This window comes from Arenicella xantha, from assembly GCF_003315245.1.
Lineage (GTDB): Bacteria > Pseudomonadota > Gammaproteobacteria > Arenicellales > Arenicellaceae > Arenicella > Arenicella xantha.
Map to the genome: position 1 here is coordinate 68,774 of NZ_QNRT01000001.1, position 16,002 is coordinate 84,775.

Genomic DNA, 16,002 nt, shown 5'->3' on the forward strand with positions numbered 1-16,002 from the left:
TGAAGTCCTGCTAATGAGCATGTGTAGCGCCGGCCTTTTCGAGGTCAGCTTTGATTAGATAGCTATTTTCCACCACGTACGAAGAACCCGCTGTAAGGCCGTGTGTTACCTCGGAGAATTTGCCGTCGCTAAGCCCGAGCTCTAACGCGCGGGCCTCATAACTATTCCCCACATTCACAAAGACCACAGGCTTTTCATCGATAAATTGCAATGCACGATTGTCCACCACCACCGGCAACTGAACCTGCTTTAGCGTAATATCCCCTTCCAGCAACAAACCTGAAGTCCATTGCTGCTTAGCGTTGTCCAACCGCGCTCTTGCGAGCAGGAAAGGCTGGCCATGATTACTCATCAACAAGTGCTCAAGCTCTGATTCTGACTCACTAACTCCAGCTGACACCCGCACTTTTTGGCCTACCGAAACCTGCTGAGCCTGGCTTGGAAAAACCTTAAACTCAGCCCACATCCGATCAAAATTGGCTACCGTCATAAGCACTTGTTGTTGCGCTAACTCTCCTGGATTACCATTGCGCATAGTCACTACACCGCTTAGTGGCGAAGTCAATGTATAGCGCTGCAAGCTTTCATTGGATTCAATTTCATACAACGCATCACCAGCCTTAACCCGATCACCACGTTCTGCGTGTACTCGCACTACGGTTCCAGGAAAGCGAGCACGAACATGGCTAACGCTACTCGGGTCCATTACCGCTTTACCGTAAACTTTAACCGTCTGATTAATAAGCCCAGGCCCAACTACTGCGCGCGTTATGCCGGCATTGGACGCAATCTCAGCGGCTATTTCTACACGACCTTCATACGATTCAAATGACCATTGATACGGTTCATTCTGCAGCCTCAACGCAACGTCCACAGCAAACGAATGCGGTTCGCTAATGGTTTCTGTACTTATCCATCGGTCATCCTCATATGTGAAATGTATACGACTTACTTGGCCTTCAAGGCGTGTCAAATCCGCTGTCAGAGTCAACTCTCGATTCTTAACAGGCTTGTTGTCGCGATCCACCCATGCTTGAAACCGTGAACCATCGCCTTGCTCTAAAAGATACATCTCTACACTAATAGCGCCGTCTACCAATAACTTGCCGCCACGCGAGCCTTCGTCATGCTCATCATGTGCCCCAGATGCTTGGTGGTCATCGTGATGCGGATCGTCGGATCCAGCAAAAGCGACAATGTTGGTTGTTGTCGCCGGCAATAGGCACGCTAGGATTAGCCAACGCCAAGCTCGTACCTTGCGTGTCTGTGCTATTAACGATTGATGTGTCATTGTGATACTCCTTGAATTTGTTCGACTGAGTTAGTCCGGACCTCGCTCAATGGCGTTGCCGTCAGTTGCTCAATATCTGCGCCATAGCGCAAGACCGCAGAGGCAGCGTCTATTAAAGTGCGACGTGCGGATATCAGCTCCTGTCGTGCGGTCAAATAATCCAGATAACTGTATCGACCGTGTTGATAGGCTCTTTGGGTTTCTCTGAGAGCTTGCTCGAGTGATGGAATGATGCTGCTTTGCAGTGCTTTCACAGTAAGAATTGCCTGCTGCCGATTGCTATAAGTATGAAACAGCTGAGTGTGCAAGCTCAGCATCGCGGCTTCCTTTCGCACGGCGACTTCATCACGCGCAGCAACCGCTGACTGCGTCGCTCCACGATTACGTTTAGACGAAAATAGAGGCACACTGAAGCCAGCCATAATCGCCGTGTCATCAGTTTCTTGGAACTGCTTCAGCCCGACCGACCATCGCACGTCAGTATTGGCCTGTGCATTCGCCAAGCGCAACTCGGCGTCCCTTAGCCGCTGCTCCGCAGCAAACACAAGAATCGCAGGGTTTTGTGTAAGTTTTGCGTACAAGGCTTCAAACTCTCTATCCTCACCAAACTGATAAAGGCTTCCCTCGACGCTGGTAAAGGACGGTGTCCTCTCACCCCATAATTCCGCTAATGCAACCCGACGATAGTTCAGCTGCTGCGTTTCAGATGCTGCCGTTAGTCGCGCCTGCCCCGCCGCTGCCCGCGCACGTTGAACCTCCGCTACGGGTACCGCACCAGCATCAGAGCGTTTCTTTACTTCATTTAACGTGTCTTCAGCCAGCCGAGTCGCCACTTGAGCTAGTGTCAGCCGTGCTTGCGCGGCCAACACCTCGACATAACGACGCGTCACCTCGCCGAGCAGATCGAGCGCCTCAGTTTGTTGTCGCGCATCGAGAACTGCACGACTCCCATCCACAACGTTATTACGCGCCAAACGTTTGTCACCCAATTCTAGAATAGACGACAACGACACAGACAGTTCAGCTCCATCAAACCCTTTTGAATCGCCAGTTCCAGCAAAATCTTCGGCACCAAAACCAAGCTCATACGCCGGGGGTAAATTAGCAATATTGCTATCACCGTCTAACAACTTGTGACGAAACTCAAATACCCGCAATAACGGGTTTTGCTCTAATGAACGCTCAATCGCCGTCGCCAATGTCAACGTATTGCCATGTTGCTCAGCCTGCGTTGCTGAACAAACTGACAGAAGCAATAAGCTAACCAAAATTGACCATCGGCGATTTCTCGCACGTGTGTACGCACCATCATTTGGCGCATTTAGTGAATACAGCATTTAGTACTAACCCTATGTTAAAAAAATACAACTGAGCTTCACTGCCACTGACAATGAAGCTCAGAACTGCAAATACAAAAAGGTTAGTGTTTAGGTGGGCGTAAAAATGAAACGACTGGAATCTCGACAACCGACAGGTGGTAATCCAAACGTAACTGAGTCGCTCGTGTAATCGGTTTATTTGAGTAAATCGAAGGAAGCGTTAAATGCACACAACAGGCACAGTCACTGCAATCTACACAACAATCCATTGTTGCAATCAGTGCGTTATCACTGCTCGCTGCTTGCTCTAGCACCGCGTCCGTTGCGACGTCATTTTGGAGTGACTCAGACTGATATATCGACTCGATACTACCTGCATCACATTGGTCAAATGCAGCAACATTCGCGAATGCAGACTCCATGCACATCAATAAAACCAGCAGATAAGTTAAGCCTCCGTTGCGCATAGGTATCTATTATCGATTCTCAACATGGTTTCGCTGTAGTGAGTCACGATGATAACAAGTAAATCGTCGATCGGCCAACTAAAGTCATGGCCCAGTCGGGTTGCATACCGGCCTGACTCCGGTAGTTATAAGTAAAGAGTAGCTAGGTTTGAGTTGTAGACAGAATAGCTGTTCAGGTCGCCGGAATTACCGCGCTTAGAAAACAACTCAAACCAAAGGCTTGTAAACTACTGAATGCGATACAAAGCACATATTTTATTGCCTGACGGGTCACGCAGATAGGCAAGATACAGTTTGCCACTCGCGCCTTCACGAACACCAGGAGGGTTTTCACAGGCGGTGCCACCATTTTCAAGACCAGCGGCATGCCATGCATCGGCAACCTCAGGACTCTCAGCGGCAAACCCAAAGGTGCTGCCATTGCCATGAGACGCAGGCTCACCATCAATTGGTTTCGTCAGAGCGAATACACCAGTTTTGGTGAAATAAAAGCATCGCCCCATGTCATCCATGACGCCAGGTTTGTGGCCCATGGTAGCTAAAATAGCATCGTAGAATTTCTTTGATTGCTCGACGTCATTGGCGCCAAGCATGATATGACTAAACATAGTGGTATCTCGCTTTTGGTATTAGTTTGTGGCCAAGCACGACGCTAGCCGGAAGTTAGCATAATCACTCGCCGTGACGGCTGAGTATAGTAGCGCATAGCGATGCACGAGGGAATATCAGCCTAGTGTCAATTCATGCCCGATCAGCTCATCGCATAAACACAATAACACTTCATTGTTGCGGCGCTGACCCAGTAAACCCATCTATATCGAGGTAGTAAATATAGTCATGCCCTCTTTCACTATCTGCGATCAGTGATCCGCGACGCGCTGTTTTTTGCACCATTAGTTGCTGTAAACCGCACTCACCCATACCTGGACACAACCAAACCTCTCCGCCCAAGGCTGAGTCAATAAGGATGTGCGTAAAGCTAGGCCCAACATGCCTTCCCTCGAAATCCTGCTCAGGAATCATAAAGCTTGGCCGGATTTTAGGTGTGTGCAAATTTCCCGCGAGGCCAATCACCTTGCCCTTTTGCGATAACGCCTCTATTTCAGAACCCACCACAACAGTACGATTCTCTCGGAATTTACTTAATTCTATTTGCGAATTGAAATGACGACTACGGTGCTGGAAATGCAAATCGATCAACAACTGGGCCTCCAACTCGACCAAATACATCACCAGATGATACATAGCCACCGAGGAGCGACCATCCTCAAATTCACCTTTGCGCCAAAATTCATCGCTAGACTCTCTGGCGGCACTGGGCATTTCAAGCGACACAATGACCCGCTCATTGGCATGCGTCACACTAAAATCGACAAGGCATTTGAAAAACGCCGGCGTTTCAACGGTGCCGTGTAATTCACCAATCAACAGATCGTCAAAGTTCAGAAATTGCCGCAGCAAATCGGCACTCGGACACTGGTAACGTGCCAATTTAGGGTCCTGCGTCACCTGTAACGTGCCGGCAATCACTGTTTGTGCTAGTAAGCCAAGCATTAAGGTTAAAGCGCACCGCATTAGAGACTTCATTTATTCATCCTTGCTCTATTAGTCTATGTAAGTTTACCTCATGCTGACTGAGCATACAGCGACCACAGCCGCTTTATGCCCAGCACAACAACTTGCTTTATCACTACCGCGCGGCAAAAAATCGTCGCACACATTCAGCGGTTGATTCAGGCTGCTCCAAATGCAACATATGCGCCGCATCTTCAACTAAAAAGTAGTCACTAGCAGAGACTTTCAATACTTCCATCGATTGCTTGATTCTGCCGAGCTGATTGAATTTTCGATACAGGCTGGATTGCTCGGCCATAACGATACCAACTCGAGCAGTAATTTCGCGCCACACCGCCAATGTATCATCAAAGTTATAGCGCACTGGATTAGCATAGCGGTGCTTGTGATCATGCTTCAAGCGATACGCGCCATCTTCCCCAACAGGCGTTCCCCAATGCACAGCTAATTCATCAACAATCGGTTCCGGTAGGCTGGGATTGCCCGCTCGAATAGATCGTTTCAGCGCTTCGATGTTAGGATAAATCTTAACCGACTCGCCACTCAATATTTGTGTCATCCACTGCCGATATTTGCCAGGCGCTTCATGACTTTCGGTTGGTGCCATGCCCAAGGCTTCCAAACTCAACACGCTCGCCACCCTTTCTGGGCGAATACCGGCATACATCATAACGATATTGCCACCCATACTATGCCCTATCAGCCTAGCCGGTCGGTCAGGCGTGTAGTGATTAAGCAGCTCATCTAAATCAGCAAAATAGTCGGCGAACCAGTAGCCGCTAGCATGGTCAGAATTACCAAAGCCGCGCAAATCCGGCGCAATAATATGGTACTCATCGACCAATTTTTCGGCCACGTGATTAAACGTGGCACCACAATCCATCCAACCGTGAATGAGAATCAAAGTAGGATTTGAACTATCACCCCACTCCTGCACGTGATAGTTCAATCCGCGAATGTCTAGCTGAGTCGTTTTGCACTCACTATTAGGCAACGTCATTAATTCCCCAGACAGTCGAGTGATAAACCAACTACTTTTTGCATTACGCGCACCACTTGGTTGCTGTAGCCAGCTTCGTTGTCATACCACACATAGAGTACAACTCGAGAACCGTCAGCAATAGTGGCGCCACCGTCGACTACGCCAGCATGAGTCGACCCAACTAAATCAGACGACACGACTTCGGTCGAATAGGTAAAGCCAATCTGCTCTTGCAACGGCGAGTGATAAGAAATCTGCCGGAACGTTTCATTCAGCTCTTCCACGGTAACTTCTTGCGACAAGTTCAAGTTCATCACAGCCATAGAAACATTCGGCGTCGGCACTCGAATAGCATTGCCAGTCAGCACTCCAGACAATTCTGGCAACACCTTAGACACCGCTTTGGCGGCACCGGTAGAGGTGATCACCATGTTCAATGGCGCGCTACGACCGCGGCGTTCGGCACTGTGATAATTATCGATCAAGTTTTGATCATTAGTGTAGGAGTGAATGGTTTCAACATGACCACTTACAATGCCATATTTGTCGTTAATCACTTTAAGCGGCGGTACAATTGCGTTGGTGGTACATGACGCTGCGCACAAGATTGTGTCAGCGGCCTCGATCATGTCGTCATTGATGCCATACACAATATTTTTAATGTCACCTTTGGCTGGAGCAGTTAACAACGCCTTGGAGATTCCTGGGCAAGATGTGTGTTGCCCCAAACCAGCTTCATCTTTCCAAATACCGGTATTGTCAACTACTAGCGCGTCTTGAATGCCATACACGGTGTAATCAATCTCGCTCGGACTATTGGCGTAAATAAACTGAATAAAGTTACCGTTAGCAATAATCGCTCGTGCTTCCACATCAACTTTAATTGCCCCGTCGAACTCGCCATGAACTGAATCGCGACGTAATAATTCAGCGCGCTTCTCTAAATCTAAGCCCACATCACCCTTGGCACGCACCACCACACCGCGCAATCGCAGTTTAGCGCCGGTGCCTGTTCGGTCGATCAATAAGCGCGCTAACAAACGTCCAATTCGTCCAAAACCGTACAGCACAACATCATGTGACTCACGCTCTTCGGCAGTAGCCTCGCCAAGCAATTGTTTGAGTCGGCGAGTTAAAAAGTCCTGCATTGACTCATCGCCATCTTGCGACAAATACTCATGACAGAGTTTACCAAGGTCTAATCGACAAGGCCGCAAGTCCATCAGCTCGATTAATTGCAGCATCTCGAAACTCTTTTTCATATCCAAGGCTTTGCCGACAATCAAGCGCCCATGCAAATGTGCTTTGATGATTGTAATGGTGGAGGTGTTGACAATCTTCTGGCCAAAAACTCGGACCACGACACTGGGGCCTCGATACAAGGAACCAAGAAGGGGAACCATACTTTCGGCGAGCGCCTGACGCTCATTCCAATTTACCAAATACTGCTGACTGACTTCGCGAGTCATATTAGCCTCTTTCGAATAGACGTGTTTGTAGGTACCTAGGTCGCGGCACGCACAGCGGCAACGATCGGATCTAGGTGGCTTTTTCGTGGACTTCGAATTATATAGAAATCACCCCAAAACACTATGCGTGGAGCTGATTTTGAATATAAAAAAAGCCCCAAGACCTAGATCTTGGGGCTTTTCTCAGATCAGTGAAGCACTTGAATTACAAAGCGCCTACTAATTCTGGAACAGCTTCAAATAAGTCTGCAACCAAACCGTAATCAGCAACCTGAAAAATAGGTGCTTCTTCGTCTTTATTAATTGCGACGATCACTTTACTGTCTTTCATACCAGCCAAGTGCTGAATGGCGCCTGAAATGCCAACCGCAATATACAAGCTCGGCGCAACGACCTTACCCGTCTGACCAACTTGGTAATCATTCGGCACGTAGCCTGCATCAACGGCAGCGCGCGATGCGCCAACAGCCGCACCTAATTTATCTGCTAAGTTTTCGATGATTTTAAAGTTCTCAGCACTACCCACACCACGTCCGCCAGAGACTACAATCTCGGCAGCACCGAGATCAGGTCGTGCGGACACTGTGAGTTCGCGACCAACTACTGACGTAGTTCCGCTGACCGCGGCTGCATCAATGCTAACCACTTCGGCAGAACCGTCGGTGCCGGCAGCGTCAAAACCAGTTTGGCGAACCGTTAATACTTTAGTGGCATCAGAGCTCTGAACTGTTGCAATCGCGTTACCCGCGTAGATTGGACGAGTAAATGTATCAGCCGACTCAACGCTAATGATGTCGGATATTTGTGACGAATCGATCAGCGCCGCTACACGTGGCAACATATCTTTACCTGACGTAGTTGATCCGGCCATGATGTGCGAGTAGTCACCAGCAAGGCTCACCACTAAGTTTGCCACTTCTACCGAAACACCATCTTTATAGTGATCTGCATCGGCATGCAACACCTTGGTAACACCAGATATCTTGGCGGCTTGAGCAGCTACATCACCGGCACCGCTGCCAGCTACCAGAACATGGACATCGCCACCAATCTGGGTTGCCGCCATAACCGTATTAAGCGTAGAGGCATGCAACTCTGCATTGTCGTGTTGTGCTATTACTAACGTAGTCATAATTTTCGCCCCTTAAATAACTTTTGCTTCGTTCTTGAGTTTGTCGACTAATTCTTCGACTGAACTCACCATAATGCCCGCTGAACGCTCGGCTGGTGGACTGACGCTTAATACCGTTTGGCGCTTAGTCGCATCAACACCCGTATCTGCCAGCGCAATCACATCCAAAGGCTTTTTCTTGGCCTTCATGATATTTGGCAAAGTTGGGTAACGTGGCTCATTCAAGCGCAAATCAGTAGTCACCACCGCTGGTAAAGGAATCGACAGGGTTTCTAAACCGCCATCAATTTCACGAGTGACTTTAGCGTTATCGCCATCAATAACAACTTCCGAAGCAAATGTCGCCTGTGGCCAATCCAGTAACGCGGACAACATTTGACCCGTTTGATTATTATCACCGTCGATCGACTGCTTACCAGTAATGACCAAGCCGGCGCCTTCTTTCTCGACCACGAACTTCAAAATCTTAGCAATCGCGAGCGGCTCAACATCGTTGTCGGCATCAATGCGAATAGCGCGATCAGCGCCCATCGCCAAACCAGATCGAATTACTGTGTCAATTTCAGCCGACCCAACACTCACCAAAACCACTTCCGATGCAACACCCGCTTCTTTTAAGCGAATCGCTTCTTCCAAAGCAATTTCACAAAATGGATTTAGTGACATCTTTACGTTGTCGGTATCAACACCGGAGCCGTCGCTCTTTACGCGGATGCTTACATAGGCATCTATAACGCGTTTAACTGGGACTAAAACTTTCATTATCTACTCCAAATAAAGAATTGCTTATGCAAGGCGATGTGCGAACAGAGCGCCGAGTCTGGACAGTTTAGGCGAAGCGACATCACATTTCAATTAATGTCGACATTTTTACTATTTATGCATCACATAAAGCTAATAAATAGCATTTATTATAAGAAATGTTGACATTTTACGGATATAACACTATTTTCCAGCGTTATGAGCCATGCACCTTCTTTTGCCAACACCTTAAGCAGCGAACTCACCGATACGTTGAGGGACGCGATCATTACTGGTGAGATTCCGCAAGGCGCTAAATTAAGCGAAACCAAACTTGCTAAAGAGTTGGACGTTAGCCGCGGACCGCTTAGAGAAGCGATACGGCGGCTTGAAGGCATGAATCTAATCCAACACATTCCACAACAAGGAGCTAGAGTAGTTACCTTGAGCATGGAATTGGTGTTGCAGATATACGAAACACGTGAAGCACTAGAGAGCAAAGCGGTGGCGCTGGCGGCCTTAAACATGAGTTCGCAAGAGATTGATCAGTTACACCGATTAATCGACGCCCAGAGTAAACACATGCGCGAGAACTCGGGAGCGTTTATACCGGCCGAAAGCGATTATGCGTTTCATGAAACCATCATCCGCGGCAGTAAGAATAAGGTGATCGAAGCCGCGTTGCTGCGCGAGCTGTATAATTTAATTAAGATGTTTCGGTATCAAAACGAATTTGCCCGCAATAGCTCGACCAACTCATTGATCGAGCATCGGCAAATTGTGTATGCCATTGAACTGCGCGACGCACAACTTGCCGAAGTAACCATGCGTCGCCATATTGTGCACGCTAGAGAACGAATTCAACGTCGCATGTCGGCGTCCGCCATCTAAGCCGTGGCAATTAAACAATTTTTTATGAATGACTAGTCTGGAGAAAACCATGAGTGATGCAGCCCCTGAAATCCAACGCGAAAGCATGGAATACGATGTCGTTATTGTTGGTGGTGGACCAGCTGGTATGTCCGCGGCAATCAAATTAAAACAACTCGCCGACGCCAAGGGCAAAGAGATCACCATCTGCTTACTCGAAAAGAGTGCCGAAGTTGGTGCTCATATTTTATCCGGCGCGGTGATCGAGCCACGCGCACTCAACGAATTACTACCTAATTGGGAAGAACTTGGCGCACCGCTGAAAACACCAGTCAAGCGTGACGAATTACATATGTTCAATGAGTCAGGATCCATTAAGTTCCCCGGCTTAATGATCCCGCCATCGATGCACAACAAAGGCAACTACATTGTTAGTTTGTCCAACGTGGTGCGCTGGTTAGGCGAACAAGCCGAAGCACTAGGCATTGAGATCTACCCTGGTTTCGCGGCGGCGGAAGTACTCTATCACGAAGATGGAAGTGTCAAAGGCGTGGCAACACCAAACAATGGCGTAGATGCCGAAGGCAAGCGTAAGCCATCTTTCGAGCCGGGCATGGAACTGCATGCCAAATACACCGTTTTTGCTGAAGGGTCGCGCGGCCAATTAGGTCGAGAACTGATGGCTAAGTTTGACCTAAATCAAGAAGCAGACGCACAACATTACGGCATAGGCTTTAAAGAGTTATGGGAAGTGAAACCAGAAAATCACGAGCCCGGCAAAGTGGTTCATGGCTCGGGCTGGCCGCTTACCAAAGGTTCGACTGGCGGCTCATTTTTGTACCATTTGAATGACAACATGGTGACACTAGGCATTATTATCGATCTGAACTACAGCAATCCGTATCTCAGTCCATTCGACGAATTCCAGCGAATGAAACATCATCCACAATTCGCGTCGGTGCTAGAAGGCGGTAAACGCTTAGGCTATGGCGCTCGAGCTATTACCAAAGGCGGCTGGAATGCGCTCGGAAAGTTAAGCCTGCCCGGCGCACTGCTAATTGGTTGCGATGCTGGCACGCTTAACTTCGCCAAAATCAAAGGCACACACACGGCTATGAAATCGGGCATGATCGCCGCGGAAGTATTGTTTGAGCATTTATCAAACGATGGCGCGGCAGGTCAAACTTTGTCACAATTCGACACCGCATTTCGTGCATCATGGGCGGGCAAAGAGCTTAAAAAATCACGTTCTTTTGGCCCAGCGCTACACAAATTTGGCGCTTGGATGGGCGGCACGTATAACTATATCGACCAAGTGCTTGGTGGAATACTACCAACCTTGCGGGACAATACCCCCGATCATTTACAGCTCAAGAAAGCCGCTGATAGTGAAAAAATTGCCTACCCAAAACCAGATGGAAAACTGAGTTTCGACAAGCCTTCTTCGGTGTTCTTATCCAACACATATCATGATGAAGATATCTTTTGTCATTTAACACTCAAAGACCCCAAGGTGGCGATTGAAGTTAATTACAATGAATATGCATCACCTGAGCAACGTTATTGCCCAGCCGGCGTGTATGAAATCATTGGCGAAGATGTCGGCGAACCTAAACTGCAGATCAATAGCCAGAATTGCATCCACTGCAAAACCTGTGATATCAAAGATCCTACTCAGAACATTGTTTGGATCGCGCCCGAAGGTGGCGGCGGCCCGAGCTATTCAAACATGTAACTTAAACCACTCACTGGCTTCAAGCGGCGATACGTGTCGTCGCTTGTGCTAGCGGCTGATAATGTTTGAGCTGGGCAGCGTGTTTATCACAATCTTTTAGATAGCTGACCATCTCATGATGTAAGCGATTGGCCAAACTTCGCAGTTCTGGATCTGAACTTTGCTCGGCGTGAGCATATACCCAACTCACTAGGTTTTCGTCGCGCAACGATACCTCCAGACCAGCAGATGCTTTAACCAACCGGCTATATTTTAGTAATATAGACAGGCAGGTGCTATTTAGGCTGGTAACTTGTATTTCATTGGCAGATTGATTCATGATAATTGTCCGATGTGAGTGGTGACTTATCCATGCACAATAGACTAATTTTGCCAGACATTCTGTCAACAACTGTCAACTCAACGAGAGTGGACTAACCCGCACCTCAGCTTACCACTAACAAGACCGAACAATATCCAACCATGTTTGAATTAACCCGTCGCGGCCATAAGCTTGGCAATGCACCTAGCGAAAATACACCACAAACGCGCACCAATAAATCGGCCTGGCAAGCCGGATATGTCAGCCTGTTACCAGCCGTGTGCCACGACCAGATCCCTCTCAATTTCGACTCAATTCAGCAGTCAGAGACATTAGTCCAAGCAATTCTTAACGAAGAACAATGCGATCAAATACTTGACCATGCACCTTACCGATCGAGACTCGAACCGATGTTTGAGAACCTCGGAAGCGCTATCAATGAAGGCGATGATCAAGAAATCGAAACCGTATTGTTTGATGCAATGGACGATGAAAACTGTATTGCCGAAGACTTGTGGATGAAGGTTTCTTGGCTATCCTTTCATGACGAAGACGCCTCTTTACGATTTCGATTCTCGTTTGGCATTGACCTTGCAGAAGACGTCGCAGCGGACCCTCACCGACAAGAATACGCGGCGAAACTTGCCGACGCAGTATTCCCCGAGTCGACCATCATCACCGACAACCCAACGCTATTGCGCAAATTAGAAGAAATCGTTGATTCACCATCGATACGTTTTGTAGAACGAATTGTCTATTTCAATGCGCCGAGTGGCGGCGCATATCTGCACCACGACCTTGAGCGCGGCCATGCTGGTGTGGTTTACGCACAACTCACGGGGCATACGTATTGGTTAGCCCTGCCACGCTCGGCTTTAATTGATGAAATCATAGCGTTCGTCGACGCAAACAGTCTGCCATCGTCTATTAGCAGCGAGATGCGTACCGAGCTAATTCTATTGGTTAAACAACCAATACGCCTCGCTCAAGAGCTAGATAGCTTCGCCAATTCTAGCTTGATTCACCTCATCAACGAGACTCAAGGGTTTGTACAACACCTTCTTGCTCGAGGCTTTGGCACCCATGTCGCACCTGGTGACGTACTACTTCTACCGCAAACCAATGTGGAGTCCTGCTGCTGGCACTCAGTATTCTGTGTTGGAGATGAAATGGGCCAAGCGTTGTCCTTTGCTATTCGTGTTGATAACTGACTACGGCAACCACGGGAAACGTTGATTCACCTCACTCATCCAATCGACAAACAGCCTAACCCGTGTCGACAGATGGCGATTTTGTGGGAACACGGCGTAAATACCCCGGACCGGGTACGATTGATAATCCGGCAAAACCTGCTGTAGTGCACCACTTTGTAAGTCTTCCCACACGGCAAAAATCGGCAACACGGCAATTCCAAGACCCTGCTTACATGCCGCAACTTGCATCGGCGCACTATTCCCAGCAAACGCTCGTCTCAACTTCACCGAGCCATGCTCGCCACTTGGGGCAATGTAGCGCCAGTCTTCGGTTTGACCATGCTTGGTATACACCACCGCAGGATACTCAGCGAGCTGCTCTATGCGATCGATAGGGCCATACTTAGCGACACAGTCTGGTGCAATACACATAACCAAAGGACAGTCGCCTAACTTACGCGCCACCAATGATGAATCCTTTAGGGTACCAATACGAATCACCACATCGAAACCCTCCCCGATCACATCGACCCAGCGGTCATCGAAGTCTACTTCCAGCGCGACATCTGGGTAACGCTGGGCAAACTCGGCAATCGGTCCGGCTAAATATTGGCTACCAAACGACATTGGCGCGTTCACCTTCAGCCGACCGGTTGGACAGGCCTTAAGCTCTTGGATCGTTTGCTCGGCTTCGGCTAGGTCATCGATCGCTTTTTCGACACGCTCAAAATAGATCGCGCCCTCCTCCGTTAACGTGACTTTACGCGTTGTGCGATACAGCAGCTTGACCCCCAAGGCCTCTTCAAGGGCTTGAACCTGCTTAGTTACGGCTGGACCCGACACCCCTAGTTTACGCGCCGCGCCGGCAAAACTCTCGTGCCGCACCACCTCAATAAACATTTCAATTCGAGAAATCAGCATAGATTGATAACCTATAGTTATTAATTATTTGCATTTTTTACCTATTATCAAAGCGTTTGTAAATAGATAAAGTGATAACCATGACAGAGGGCGAGTTCGTTATACCTTACTTCAACGCACTTCAGCTCAACAATACTAAACGGCACAAGCAATTAACCTTTACGGAATATCATTATGAACACATCTTCTAACGCGACTGCAGCAATGCTACTCAGACTCACGCTCGGTACCATTTTATTAGCCCATGGGTTATTGAAATTGTTGGTCTTCACTTTAGCTGGAACGGTCGGCTATTTCGAGAGCCTAGGACTACCAGCAATCGCCGCGTACTTAACCATCTTCGGCGAACTTGCCGGTGGCGCAGCACTTATCTTAGGCCTTTACACACGCCTAACCGCGCTTGCCACCCTACCTATATTGGTCGGAGCCACTTGGGTACACCTTGCTAATGGCTGGGTATTTAGCAACCAAGGCGGCGGTTGGGAATTTCCCTTACTACTAACGATGCTAGCGGTGATTGTAGCGATACAGGGTGCAGGTAAGTTTGCGCTACGCAAGCTGCCGGTAATCGACGCCTGGATCCCAAATGCAGTTAAATCATAACGCTGGGTTGCGCACTACAAACATTATTAGAATCAAGAGGTCACCATGATTAACACCGTACCATTTAAATCATTAGGCCATGCTAACCATGGCTGGCTCAATGCTCGGCACCACTTCAGTTTCGCCGAATACTACAATCCTAAACGCATGAACTTCGGCGTATTACGCGTGATTAACGACGACATTATTAAGGCGGGAGCGGGCTTCGGACTGCATCCACATCAAAATATGGAGATCATCACCTTTGTACGACGTGGCGCTATTACGCACCGCGACAATCAAGGCAACGAAGGTCGCACCGAGGCTGGTGACGTCCAAGTCATGAGCGCGGGAACCGGCATTTATCACTCGGAATATAACTTGGAAAGCGAAGACACACAGCTGTATCAGATCTGGATTGAGCCGAATAAGCTCGGCGTTAAACCTCACTGGGACGCTCATGAATTTCCAAAAAACGATACCGATGCTTTGCAATTACTGGTGTCTGGCGACGGCCGTGCTCCATTGCAAATCAATCAAGATGCGGATGTTTACGCCGGACGACTAAGCGCTAACACACGCGTCAGCCAGCGGCTGAAACATCAGGGCTATTTATTGGTTTCGTCAGGGTCGGTACAACTCGGCGACGTGTTGCTGGAGCAAGGCGACGGCGCTGAGATCACCGACCAAAAACAAATTGAATTGTTAGCCCATAGCGACGCCCAAATATTGCTACTCGACATACCGAGCGAGAACCATGCCGCGACGCATTAATAAACACTAAAGACTGATCAAACTCATCAATTGGGAGCATTAAAATGAATAGAATATTACACGTCGATGCCAGCGCACGCTCGACCGAATCGACAACTCGAAAGGCCAGCCAACAACTAGTCTCATTACTTGCAGGTCCAGACAGCCGCGTTCAATATCGTAATGCCGACGCCGCACTGCCGTTGTTAAACGAAGCGATGGTCAATGCATATTTTACGCCAGCGGAACAACGAACAGAGGAACAAGAAGCACACATCGCGGAATCTAACCGCATAACCCAAGAACTGATTGATGCCGATTTAATCATCATCGGTGTGCCAATGTATAATTTTTCCGCGCCGGCCGCATTTAAAGCATGGTGTGATTTAGCGGCACGTGCCAACATCACCTTTAAGTACACCAGCACAGGCCCTGAAGGTTTACTCAAAGGTAAGCGCGCTATTGTGGTAACCAACTCTGGTGGCACCGAAGTGCGTGGCGCTCAGGACTTCCTAACGCCATGGCTCAAGCACTTTCTAGCATTCCTTGGCATTGAAGATTCAACCTTCGTCACGGTTGCCGAACTAACAACGAATTCTGCAACCGTATTGGCTGCAGTAGCCGAAACAGCTCGTCAAAATGCCGCCTAAGAGATTCATCGTGTGCTCTTT

The 16,002-nt window shown here is 48.5% G+C and carries 17 protein-coding genes; 6 read left to right on the plus strand and 11 right to left on the minus strand.

All coding sequences use genetic code 11. The features are described 5' to 3' along the window. Window positions 1-10 precede the first annotated feature (10 nt). The 9 genes from DFR28_RS00290 to DFR28_RS00330 all read right to left on the minus strand — a co-directional run bounded on the left by DFR28_RS00290 (window position 11) and on the right by DFR28_RS00330 (window position 8,997). A complete protein-coding gene (locus DFR28_RS00290) occupies window positions 11-1,291 on the minus strand; it encodes an efflux RND transporter periplasmic adaptor subunit (protein WP_113952308.1) in 1,281 nt (426 codons plus the stop codon). Then, window positions 1,288-2,628 (minus strand): TolC family protein, encoded by a 1,341-nt coding sequence (locus DFR28_RS00295; protein ID WP_113952309.1) that lies wholly within the window; start codon window positions 2,626-2,628, stop codon window positions 1,288-1,290. Before DFR28_RS00295 ends, DFR28_RS00290 begins: the two co-directional genes overlap by 4 nt. A gap of 83 nt (window positions 2,629-2,711) precedes the next feature. After that, a complete protein-coding gene (locus DFR28_RS00300) occupies window positions 2,712-3,077 on the minus strand; it encodes a hypothetical protein (protein WP_113952310.1) in 366 nt (121 codons plus the stop codon). A gap of 227 nt (window positions 3,078-3,304) precedes the next feature. Then, the gene (locus DFR28_RS00305; RefSeq protein ID WP_113952311.1) at window positions 3,305-3,685 is read right to left on the minus strand and encodes a VOC family protein; all 381 of its coding nucleotides are present in this window, start codon (window positions 3,683-3,685) and stop codon (window positions 3,305-3,307) included. Between the two features lie 172 nt (window positions 3,686-3,857). Continuing rightward, window positions 3,858-4,664, minus strand: a complete 807-nt coding sequence (locus tag DFR28_RS00310) for a hypothetical protein (RefSeq protein ID WP_147250884.1) — start codon at window positions 4,662-4,664, stop codon at window positions 3,858-3,860. Between the two features lie 103 nt (window positions 4,665-4,767). Continuing rightward, window positions 4,768-5,652, minus strand: coding sequence for an alpha/beta fold hydrolase (locus DFR28_RS00315; protein ID WP_113952313.1), 885 nt, complete (start codon window positions 5,650-5,652; stop codon window positions 4,768-4,770). Beyond that, entirely contained in the window at window positions 5,652-7,103 is a 1,452-nt protein-coding gene (locus DFR28_RS00320) for a glyceraldehyde-3-phosphate dehydrogenase (RefSeq protein WP_113952314.1), read from the minus strand. The genes DFR28_RS00315 and DFR28_RS00320 overlap by 1 nt, the downstream gene beginning before the upstream one ends. A gap of 205 nt (window positions 7,104-7,308) precedes the next feature. After that, complete coding sequence (locus DFR28_RS00325) at window positions 7,309-8,235, minus strand: electron transfer flavoprotein subunit alpha/FixB family protein (protein WP_113952315.1); 927 nt, start codon at window positions 8,233-8,235, stop codon at window positions 7,309-7,311. 12 nt (window positions 8,236-8,247) lie between these two features. Then, window positions 8,248-8,997, minus strand: a complete 750-nt coding sequence (locus DFR28_RS00330; RefSeq protein WP_113952316.1) for an electron transfer flavoprotein subunit beta/FixA family protein — start codon at window positions 8,995-8,997, stop codon at window positions 8,248-8,250. A gap of 198 nt (window positions 8,998-9,195) precedes the next feature. On the opposite strand from DFR28_RS00330, the gene DFR28_RS00335 reads away from it, so the two are divergent. Both DFR28_RS00335 and DFR28_RS00340 read left to right on the plus strand, forming a co-directional pair. After that, window positions 9,196-9,867 (plus strand): GntR family transcriptional regulator, encoded by a 672-nt coding sequence (locus DFR28_RS00335; protein ID WP_113952317.1) that lies wholly within the window; start codon window positions 9,196-9,198, stop codon window positions 9,865-9,867. Between the two features lie 49 nt (window positions 9,868-9,916). Continuing rightward, window positions 9,917-11,581 (plus strand): electron transfer flavoprotein-ubiquinone oxidoreductase, encoded by a 1,665-nt coding sequence (locus DFR28_RS00340; RefSeq protein WP_211316793.1) that lies wholly within the window; start codon window positions 9,917-9,919, stop codon window positions 11,579-11,581. Between the two features lie 19 nt (window positions 11,582-11,600). Here the strand turns inward: DFR28_RS00340 and DFR28_RS00345 are convergent, their stop codons facing one another. Next, on the minus strand, window positions 11,601-11,900 hold the full coding sequence (locus DFR28_RS00345) for a hypothetical protein (RefSeq protein WP_113952318.1): 300 nt from the start codon (window positions 11,898-11,900) through the stop codon (window positions 11,601-11,603). 143 nt (window positions 11,901-12,043) lie between these two features. Between DFR28_RS00345 and DFR28_RS00350 the strand changes: the two genes are divergently transcribed. Further along, entirely contained in the window at window positions 12,044-13,093 is a 1,050-nt protein-coding gene (locus tag DFR28_RS00350; protein ID WP_113952319.1) for a hypothetical protein, read from the plus strand. On the opposite strand, the gene DFR28_RS00355 is transcribed toward DFR28_RS00350, so the two are convergent. Next, window positions 13,094-13,996, minus strand: coding sequence for a LysR family transcriptional regulator (locus DFR28_RS00355; RefSeq protein WP_113952320.1), 903 nt, complete (start codon window positions 13,994-13,996; stop codon window positions 13,094-13,096). A 174-nt stretch (window positions 13,997-14,170) separates the two neighbouring features. On the opposite strand from DFR28_RS00355, the gene DFR28_RS00360 reads away from it, so the two are divergent. Genes DFR28_RS00360 through DFR28_RS00370 form a run of 3 tightly spaced genes read left to right on the plus strand, consistent with a single transcriptional unit; the run spans window position 14,171 to window position 15,981 of the window. Next, a complete protein-coding gene (locus DFR28_RS00360; RefSeq protein WP_113952321.1) occupies window positions 14,171-14,599 on the plus strand; it encodes a DoxX family protein in 429 nt (142 codons plus the stop codon). 45 nt (window positions 14,600-14,644) lie between these two features. Continuing rightward, a complete protein-coding gene (locus DFR28_RS00365) occupies window positions 14,645-15,352 on the plus strand; it encodes a pirin family protein (protein WP_113952322.1) in 708 nt (235 codons plus the stop codon). Between the two features lie 44 nt (window positions 15,353-15,396). Then, window positions 15,397-15,981, plus strand: a complete 585-nt coding sequence (locus DFR28_RS00370; RefSeq protein ID WP_113952323.1) for an FMN-dependent NADH-azoreductase — start codon at window positions 15,397-15,399, stop codon at window positions 15,979-15,981. Window positions 15,982-16,002: the final 21 nt, after the last annotated feature.

Bases quoted from the DNA above. Each gene is read 5' to 3' on its own strand.
- DFR28_RS00290 (WP_113952308.1), bottom strand. From the start codon at position 1,291: ATGACACATCAATCGTTAATAGCACAGACACGCAAGGTACGAGCTTGG.
- DFR28_RS00310 (WP_147250884.1), bottom strand. From the start codon at position 4,664: ATGAAGTCTCTAATGCGGTGCGCTTTAACCTTAATGCTTGGCTTACTA.
- DFR28_RS00295 (WP_113952309.1), bottom strand. From the start codon at position 2,628: ATGCTGTATTCACTAAATGCGCCAAATGATGGTGCGTACACACGTGCG.
- DFR28_RS00340 (WP_211316793.1), top strand. From the start codon at position 9,917: ATGAGTGATGCAGCCCCTGAAATCCAACGCGAAAGCATGGAATACGAT.
- DFR28_RS00305 (WP_113952311.1), bottom strand. From the start codon at position 3,685: ATGTTTAGTCATATCATGCTTGGCGCCAATGACGTCGAGCAATCAAAG.
- DFR28_RS00335 (WP_113952317.1), top strand. From the start codon at position 9,196: ATGAGCCATGCACCTTCTTTTGCCAACACCTTAAGCAGCGAACTCACC.
- DFR28_RS00320 (WP_113952314.1), bottom strand. From the start codon at position 7,103: ATGACTCGCGAAGTCAGTCAGCAGTATTTGGTAAATTGGAATGAGCGT.
- DFR28_RS00365 (WP_113952322.1), top strand. From the start codon at position 14,645: ATGATTAACACCGTACCATTTAAATCATTAGGCCATGCTAACCATGGC.
- DFR28_RS00325 (WP_113952315.1), bottom strand. From the start codon at position 8,235: ATGACTACGTTAGTAATAGCACAACACGACAATGCAGAGTTGCATGCC.
- DFR28_RS00355 (WP_113952320.1), bottom strand. From the start codon at position 13,996: ATGCTGATTTCTCGAATTGAAATGTTTATTGAGGTGGTGCGGCACGAG.
- DFR28_RS00330 (WP_113952316.1), bottom strand. From the start codon at position 8,997: ATGAAAGTTTTAGTCCCAGTTAAACGCGTTATAGATGCCTATGTAAGC.
- DFR28_RS00370 (WP_113952323.1), top strand. From the start codon at position 15,397: ATGAATAGAATATTACACGTCGATGCCAGCGCACGCTCGACCGAATCG.
- DFR28_RS00350 (WP_113952319.1), top strand. From the start codon at position 12,044: ATGTTTGAATTAACCCGTCGCGGCCATAAGCTTGGCAATGCACCTAGC.
- DFR28_RS00360 (WP_113952321.1), top strand. From the start codon at position 14,171: ATGAACACATCTTCTAACGCGACTGCAGCAATGCTACTCAGACTCACG.
- DFR28_RS00315 (WP_113952313.1), bottom strand. From the start codon at position 5,652: ATGACGTTGCCTAATAGTGAGTGCAAAACGACTCAGCTAGACATTCGC.
- DFR28_RS00300 (WP_113952310.1), bottom strand. From the start codon at position 3,077: ATGCGCAACGGAGGCTTAACTTATCTGCTGGTTTTATTGATGTGCATG.
- DFR28_RS00345 (WP_113952318.1), bottom strand. From the start codon at position 11,900: ATGAATCAATCTGCCAATGAAATACAAGTTACCAGCCTAAATAGCACC.